We start from the raw sequence: 8,679 nt of genomic DNA on the forward strand, positions 1-8,679 counted from the left end.
ACCCTCCGCGATTAACGCACCCGACAGCCAGTTCGCACGGTTCCAGAAGGATTCTGGACAAATGGACATGTGATAAGCACAACTTGCGGCTATTTAGCATGATGAGTCACCTGCATTAGCCCATCGGCTGGCAGAAGGTAACTTAATTACACAGCTAAAAATAATTCAGCGTGTATCTTTCTGCCCCTTTGGTGAAGCCGACACCATGCTCATACCTTCGAAGCTAAGCCGACCGGTGCGTCTGCAAAACACGGTTATCCGCGCGCGTCTGATCGCGCGACTCGCGGCTGTTCAGCATTACCGCCTGGCGTTAATTATCCGCCCGGCGGGATACGGTAAAACCACGCCGATCGCGCAGTGGGGCGCCGATAAAGCGGATATTGATTGGTACTCTCTGGATGAGGCGAACAACTACCCGGAGCAGTTTGCTACCTATTTGCTTGCCGCGATACAACACGCTACCGCTAATCACTGCGAGCGCAGCGATGCAATGGCGCAGAAGCGCCAGTACGCCAGCCTGAGCGCCCTGTTTTCACCGCTGGTTATCGACTGACCGCATGGCCCCATCCGGTATATCTGGTCATGGATGATTACTATCTGCTCACTAACGACGAGATACATCAGGCCATGCGTTTTATTTGCGCCATCAGCCCGATAATCTCACGCTGGTTATTTTGTCGCGTAATTTGCCTTCTCTTGGCATTGCTAACCTGCGGATTCGCGAACAGCTGCTGGAGATTAGCAGCCAACGGTTGGCGTTCACCGCCGGTGAGGCAAAAACTTTTTTCGACCACCGATTGCAGCACCCCGTCGCCGAAAGCGAGTCGCAGCGGCTGTGCGATGACGTTGCCGGCTGGGCCACCGCGCTGCCGTTAATTGCGCTATCAGAACGCCAGTCGAATACGCCCACACATCAGTCAGCACGGCGTCTCGCCGGCATTAATGCCAGCCACCTCTCTGATTACCCGGTGGATCAGGTGCTTAACTGCGTGGACGGTGCTACCCGGCAATTTTTACTGCGCAGCGCGGTGCTGCGCTCGATGAACGATCGGCTGATTGCCGCCGTCACCGGTGAAGAGAACGGACAATGACGGCTGGAGGAAACCGGGCGGCAGGGTTTGGTTTTACAGCGCATGGACGATCGCGGTGCATGGTTTCGCTTTCATCCGCTGTTCGCTCCTTTTCTTCGCCAGCGCTGTCAATGGGAACTGGCGGCGGAACTGTCGGCGATCCATCGCGCCACAGCGCAGGAATGGATGGCATTGGGCTATGCCGGCGAGGCGATTCACCACGCCCTGGCTGCGCAAGATTTGTCGCTGCTGCAAACGATGTTGCTGGAGCATGCCTGGACGCTGCTTAACCATAGCGAACGGCGCCTGCTGGGACAGGGATCGGGCGCGCTGCCCTTCGTCATCGCTGATTGCCCCACCGCGTCTAATTTTATTGCAGGCCAGGCTGGCCCAGAGTCAGCACCGCTATAACGAAGTTAATCACCTGCTGGCACGCGCGGAGCAGGTGATGGATCAGCAGCAGCTCGCCACCAACGCGCTGCTCTGTGCCGAATTTAACGCGCTGCGCGCGCAGGTCGCGATCAACGCCGGCAAACCCGACGAGGCCGGGAGGCTGGCCAGTGAAGCGCTGGCAGTGTTTCCGCTCGCGAGTTATTACGGTCGGATCGTAGCCACGTCGATAAAGGGTGAAGTATTACATTGCCGCGGCGATCTCAATCAGGCTCTGTCGCTGATGCAGGAAACCTGCCAGATGGCCAGGCATCACGATATCTGCCACGACGCCCTGTGGGCGCTGCTTCAGCAAAGTGAGATCCTGATCGCGCAGGGCGATGCGCAATCCGCCTACGAGACACGGGATAACGCTTTTGCGCTGATTCGCGAGCAGGGGCTGGAACAGTTGCCGATGCATGAGTTTCTGCTGCGCTTGCGCGCCCAGCTGCTGTGGTCATGGTCGCGTCTGGATGACGCCGAACAGGCCGTCAGACAGGGTCTGGAGGTGCTGACTCACTTCCAGCCGCAGCAACAGCTGCAGTGCCTGGCGATGCTGGCCAAATGCGCCCTGGCGCGTGGCGATATGGACAACGCCCGCCGGCATCTTACCCGCCTTGAAAATTTGCTCAGTAACGGTCACTACCGCAGCGACTGGGTGACCAACGCCGATAAGCCTCGTCTGCTTTACTGGCAGATGACCGGAGACCGACAGGCAACGGCGAATTGGCTTCACATCACGCCAAAGCCGGCCAATGCCGACAACCATTTTCTGCAGGGACAGTGGCGCAATATGGCGCGATCCTGCTGGGGCAGTTTGACGAGGCGGAAGTGGTACTGGACGAGCTTAACGACAATGCGCATCGTCTGCAGCTAATCAGCGATCTGAACCGCAATTACTTGCTGCTAAACCGCCTCTGGTGGCAAACGGAACGCAAAAGTCTTGCTCGGCAGGCGCTGCAGCTTTCGGTGCGTACCGGCTTTATCAGCCACTTTGTGGTGGAGGGTGAGGCGATGGCGCAGCAGCTGCGTCAGTTATTATAACTCAGCGCACTGCCAGATCTGGAACAGCAGCGCGCGCAGCGTATTTTACGCGACCTTAATCAGCACCATCGCCACAAGTTTGCCCATTTCGATGAAACCTTTGTCAGTCGCCTGCAGAGTCATCCTCAGATACCCGAACTGATTCGAACCAGCCCGCTGACGCATCGGCAATGCCGGGTGCTGGCAGTGATTTATTCCGACTACAGTAACGACCAGATCGCGGCCGAGCTGAATGTCGCCGCCACCACCATCAAAACTGATATCCGCAATTTGTATCAGAAAATGGGCGTCGCGCATCGCCAGCAGGCAGTGCAACAGGCTCATCACCTGCTGCATTTAATGGGATTCGGGGTGTGATCAACACGTCACCCTCTGTTTGACCGGACTGAGCCGCGCAGATTTTGCGCGGCCTGAGGGTCAACATGGTTACCCGGTGGATCGTTTTTCTGCTCTGCGATCCAAAACGCAAAAAACCCCGACCGTCGGCCGGGGCTCCCGCTCGACATGGCGCCCGGCGGGCGTCCTGCGCCCCCTCCGGACCGCCGCGGCGCCGCTCAGCCCCGCTCCCGCCGGCGCTGTCACTCAGGAGGGCGCCCGCCGGCAAACCGCGCGCAAAACAAAAGGCCCGGTCTTTCGACCGGGCCTTTTGCCTGATTTGATGCCTGGCAGTTCCCTACTCTCGCATGGGGAGGCCCCACACTACCATCGGCGCTACGGCGTTTCACTTCTGAGTTCGGCATGGGGTCAGGTGGGACCACCGCGCTACAGCCGCCAGGCAAATTCTTTATTTACCGAACTCATGCCTTAACTGGTGCTGATACCCAGAGTCGAACTGGGGACCTCACCCTTACCAAGGGTGCGCTCTACCAACTGAGCCATATCAGCACGCTTAATTTGATGCCTGGCAGTTCCCTACTCTCGCATGGGGAGGCCCCACACTACCATCGGCGCTACGGCGTTTCACTTCTGAGTTCGGCATGGGGTCAGGTGGGACCACCGCGCTACAGCCGCCAGGCAAATTCTGTTGTCCGCGCCGCCATCCGGCCGCACGGCTTCAATCCGTTATGAACTGGGCTGAAAATCGTCTCTCAAGAACGCCTCTGGCGTTGTAAGGTTAAGCCTCACGGGTCATTAGTACCGGTTAGCTCAACGCATCGCTGCGCTTACACACCCGGCCTATCAACGTCGTCCCGGAGTACCTTTTATCCGTTGAGCGATGGCCCTTCCATTCAGAACCACCGGATCACTAAGACCTGCTTTCGCACCTGCTCGAGCCGTCACTCTCGCAGTCAAGCCAGCTTATGCCTTTGCACTAACCTCACGATGTCCGACCGTGATTAGCTGACCTTCGTGCTCCTCCGTTACTCTTTGGGAGGAGACCGCCCCAGTCAAACTACCCACCAGACACTGTCCGCACCCCGGATTACGGGGCCACGTTAGAACATCAAACATTAAAGGGTGGTATTTCAAGGTTGGCTCCACGCAGACTGGCGTCCACGCTTCAAAGCCTCCCACCTATCCTACACATCAAGGCTCAATGTTCAGTGTCAAGCTGTAGTAAAGGTTCACGGGGTCTTTCCGTCTTGCCGCGGGTACACTGCATCTTCACAGCGAGTTCAATTTCACTGAGTCTCGGGTGGAGACAGCCTGGCCATCATTACGCCATTCGTGCAGGTCGGAACTTACCCGACAAGGAATTTCGCTACCTTAGGACCGTTATAGTTACGGCCGCCGTTTACCGGGGCTTCGATCAAGAGCTTCTCCTTGCGGATAACCCCATCAATTAACCTTCCGGCACCGGGCAGGCGTCACACCGTATACGTCCACTTTCGTGTTTGCACAGTGCTGTGTTTTTAATAAACAGTTGCAGCCAGCTGGTATCTTCGACTGGCTTCGGCTCCGGGAGCAAGTCCCTTCACCTACGCGCCAGCGTGCCTTCTCCCGAAGTTACGGCACCATTTTGCCTAGTTCCTTCACCCGAGTTCTCTCAAGCGCCTTGGTATTCTCTACCTGACCACCTGTGTCGGTTTGGGGTACGATTTGACGTTACCTGGAGCTTAGAGGCTTTTCCTGGAAGCAGGGCATCAGTTACTTCAGCACCGTAGTGCCTCGTCGTCACGCCTCAGCCTTAACTTTCCGGATTTGCCTGGAAAGTCAGCCTACACGCTTAAACCGGGACGACCGTCGCCCGGATAACCTAGCCTTCTCCGTCCCCCCTTCGCAGTAACACCAAGTACGGGAATATTAACCCGTTTCCCATCGACTACGCCTTTCGGCCTCGCCTTAGGGGTCGACTCACCCTGCCCCGATTAACGTTGGACAGGAACCCTTGGTCTTCCGGCGAGCGGGCTTTTCACCCGCTTTATCGTTACTTATGTCAGCATTCGCACTTCTGATACCTCCAGCGGCCCTCACAGGCCACCTTCTGCGGCTTACAGAACGCTCCCCTACCCAACAACGCATAAGCGTCGCTGCCGCAGCTTCGGTGCATGGTTTAGCCCCGTTACATCTTCCGCGCAGGCCGACTCGACCAGTGAGCTATTACGCTTTCTTTAAATGATGGCTGCTTCTAAGCCAACATCCTGGCTGTCTGTGCCTTCCCACATCGTTTCCCACTTAACCATGACTTTGGGACCTTAGCTGGCGGTCTGGGTTGTTTCCCTCTTCACGACGGACGTTAGCACCCGCCGTGTGTCTCCCGTGATAACATTCTTCGGTATTCGCAGTTTGCATCGGGTTGGTAAGCCGGGATGGCCCCCTAGCCGAAACAGTGCTCTACCCCCGAAGATGAGTTCACGAGGCGCTACCTAAATAGCTTTCGGGGAGAACCAGCTATCTCCCGGTTTGATTGGCCTTTCACCCCCAGCCACAAGTCATCCGCTAATTTTTCAACATTAGTCGGTTCGGTCCTCCAGTTAGTGTTACCCAACCTTCAACCTGCCCATGGCTAGATCACCGGGTTTCGGGTCTATACCCTGCAACTTAACGCCCAGTTAAGACTCGGTTTCCCTGCGGCTCCCCTATRCGGTTAACCTTGCTACAGAATATAAGTCGCTGACCCATTATACAAAAGGTACGCAGTCACACCCCGAAGGGTGCTCCCACTGCTTGTACGTACACGGTTTCAGGTTCTGTTTCACTCCCCTCGCCGGGGTTCTTTTCGCCTTTCCCTCACGGTACTGGTTCACTATCGGTCAGTCAGGAGTATTTAGCCTTGGAGGATGGTCCCCCCATCTTCAGACAGGATATCACGTGTCCCGCCCTACTCATCGAGCTCACAGCCGGTGCGCTTTTGTGTACGGGACTGTCACCCTGTACCGTCGNCGGTTAACCTTGCTACAGAATATAAGTCGCTGACCCATTATACAAAAGGTACGCAGTCACACCCCGAAGGGTGCTCCCACTGCTTGTACGTACACGGTTTCAGGTTCTGTTTCACTCCCCTCGCCGGGGTTCTTTTCGCCTTTCCCTCACGGTACTGGTTCACTATCGGTCAGTCAGGAGTATTTAGCCTTGGAGGATGGTCCCCCCATCTTCAGACAGGATATCACGTGTCCCGCCCTACTCATCGAGCTCACAGCCGGTGCGCTTTTGTGTACGGGACTGTCACCCTGTACCGTCGGCCTTTCCAGACCGTTCCACTAACGCACCTGCTGATTCAGACTCTGGGCTGCTCCCCGTTCGCTCGCCGCTACTGGGGGAATCTCGGTTGATTTCTTTTCCTCGGGGTACTTAGATGTTTCAGTTCCCCCGGTTCGCCTCGTTAACCTATGTATTCAGTTAACGATAGTGTGTCGAAACACACTGGGTTTCCCCATTCGGACATCGTCGGCTGTAGCGGTTCATATCACCTTACCGACGCTTTTCGCAGATTAGCACGTCCTTCATCGCCTCTGACTGCCAGGGCATCCACCGTGTACGCTTAGTCGCTTAACCTCACAACCCACAGGCGTCCTGTGAATCGTGAAAATTTGAGAGACTCGAACGCGTCGCCGCNAGTTAACGATAGTGTGTCGAAACACACTGGGTTTCCCCATTCGGACATCGTCGGCTGTAGCGGTTCATATCACCTTACCGACGCTTTTCGCAGATTAGCACGTCCTTCATCGCCTCTGACTGCCAGGGCATCCACCGTGTACGCTTAGTCGCTTAACCTCACAACCCACAGGCGTCCTGTGAATCGTGAAAATTTGAGAGACTCGAACGCGTCGCCGCGTCATTCTTTATTTACGGAAGAATGGGCGCAACGCGTCGTTTCAATTTTCAGCTTGTTCCGGATTGTTAAAGAGCAAATATCTCAAACGTGGTTCGCAAACCAGTTTTGAGATATCGGGGGAGACACCTTTCACCTGTCACCAAGCAGTGGCGTCCCCTAGGGGATTCGAACCCCTGTTGCCGCCGTGAAAGGGCGGAGTCCTAACCGCTAGACGAAGGGGACACTGGATACCGTGTCGACTTCGCAGCCGTTCTGCTTTCTCTACTTTTCTATCAGACAATCTGTGTGAGCACTACACGAGGCAGTATCTTCAGGTAAGGAGGTGATCCAACCGCAGGTTCCCCTACGGTTACCTTGTTACGACTTCACCCCAGTCATGAATCACAAAGTGGTAAGCGCCCTCCCGAAGGTTAAGCTACCTACTTCTTTTGCAACCCACTCCCATGGTGTGACGGGCGGTGTGTACAAGGCCCGGGAACGTATTCACCGTGACATTCTGATTCACGATTACTAGCGATTCCGACTTCATGGAGTCGAGTTGCAGACTCCNTTTCTATCAGACAATCTGTGTGAGCACTACACGAGGCAGTATCTTCAGGTAAGGAGGTGATCCAACCGCAGGTTCCCCTACGGTTACCTTGTTACGACTTCACCCCAGTCATGAATCACAAAGTGGTAAGCGCCCTCCCGAAGGTTAAGCTACCTACTTCTTTTGCAACCCACTCCCATGGTGTGACGGGCGGTGTGTACAAGGCCCGGGAACGTATTCACCGTGACATTCTGATTCACGATTACTAGCGATTCCGACTTCATGGAGTCGAGTTGCAGACTCCAATCCGGACTACGACGCACTTTATGAGGTCCGCTTGCTCTCGCGAGTTCGCTTCTCTTTGTATGCGCCATTGTAGCACGTGTGTAGCCCTGGTCGTAAGGGCCATGATGACTTGACGTCATCCCCACCTTCCTCCAGTTTATCACTGGCAGTCTCCTTTGAGTTCCCGGCCGRACCGCTGGCAACAAAGGATAAGGGTTGCGCTCGTTGCGGGACTTAACCCAACATTTCACAACACGAGCTGACGACAGCCATGCAGCACCTGTCTCACAGTTCCCGAAGGCACCAAGCCATCTCTGGCAAGTTCTGTGGATGTCAAGACCAGGTAAGGTTCTTCGCGTTGCATCGAATTAAACCACATGCTCCACCGCTTGTGCGGGCCCCCGTCAATTCATTTGAGTTTTAACCTTGCGGCCGTACTCCCCAGGCGGTCGACTTAACGCGTTAGCTCCGGAAGCCACGCCTCAAGGGCACAGCCTCCAAGTCGACATCGTTTACGGCGTGGACTACCAGGGTATCTAATCCTGTTTGCTCCCCACGCTTTCGCACCTGAGCGTCAGTCTTCGTCCAGGGGGCCGCCTTCGCCACCGGTATTCCTCCAGATCTCTACGCATTTCACCGCTACACCTGGAATTCTACCCCCCTCTACGAGACTCAAGCCTGCCAGTTTCAAATGCAGTTCCCAGGTTGAGCCCGGGGATTTCACATCTGACTTAACAGACCGCCTGCGTGCGCTTTACGCCCAGTAATTCCGATTAACGCTTGCACCCTCCGTATTACCGCGGCTGCTGGCACGGAGTTAGCCGGTGCTTCTTCTGCGGGTAACGTCAATGACGACGGTTATTAACCGTCATCCCTTCCTCCCCGCTGAAAGTACTTTACAACCCGAAGGCCTTCTTCATACACGCGGCATGGCTGCATCAGGCTTGCGCCCATTGTGCAATATTCCCCACTGCTGCCTCCCGTAGGAGTCTGGACCGTGTCTCAGTTCCAGTGTGGCTGGTCATCCTCTCAGACCAGCTAGGGATCGTCGCCTAGGTGAGCCGTTACCCCACCTACTAGCTAATCCCATCTGGGCACATCCGATG

The 8,679-nt window shown here is 55.8% G+C and carries 2 tRNA genes, 4 rRNA genes and 1 pseudogene; 1 reads left to right on the forward strand and 6 read right to left on the reverse strand.

From position 1 onward, the window contains the following. The first annotated feature begins 205 nt into the window (after positions 1 to 205). A pseudogene (malT, locus tag BS626_RS12925) lies at positions 206 to 2,900 on the forward strand (HTH-type transcriptional regulator MalT). A 303-nt stretch (positions 2,901 to 3,203) separates the two neighbouring features. Here the strand turns inward: malT and rrf (BS626_RS12930) are convergent. From rrf (BS626_RS12930) to BS626_RS12955, 6 genes are all read right to left on the reverse strand, one after another. Next, positions 3,204 to 3,319: ribosomal RNA gene (gene rrf, locus BS626_RS12930) — 5S ribosomal RNA — on the reverse strand. A gap of 33 nt (positions 3,320 to 3,352) precedes the next feature. Then, positions 3,353 to 3,428, reverse strand: a tRNA-Thr gene (locus tag BS626_RS12935). Positions 3,429 to 3,442: 14 nt separating this feature from the next. Then, positions 3,443 to 3,558: ribosomal RNA gene (gene rrf, locus BS626_RS12940) — 5S ribosomal RNA — on the reverse strand. A gap of 95 nt (positions 3,559 to 3,653) precedes the next feature. Then, positions 3,654 to 6,479: ribosomal RNA gene (locus tag BS626_RS12945) — 23S ribosomal RNA — on the reverse strand. Between the two features lie 427 nt (positions 6,480 to 6,906). After that, positions 6,907 to 6,981: transfer RNA gene (locus tag BS626_RS12950), tRNA-Glu, on the reverse strand. 377 nt (positions 6,982 to 7,358) lie between these two features. Continuing rightward, positions 7,359 to 8,679, reverse strand: a 16S ribosomal RNA gene (locus BS626_RS12955); the annotation flags it as partial.

The sequence above is a fragment of the Pantoea sp. 1.19 genome, from assembly GCF_001922585.1.
GTDB lineage: Bacteria > Pseudomonadota > Gammaproteobacteria > Enterobacterales > Enterobacteriaceae > 1-19.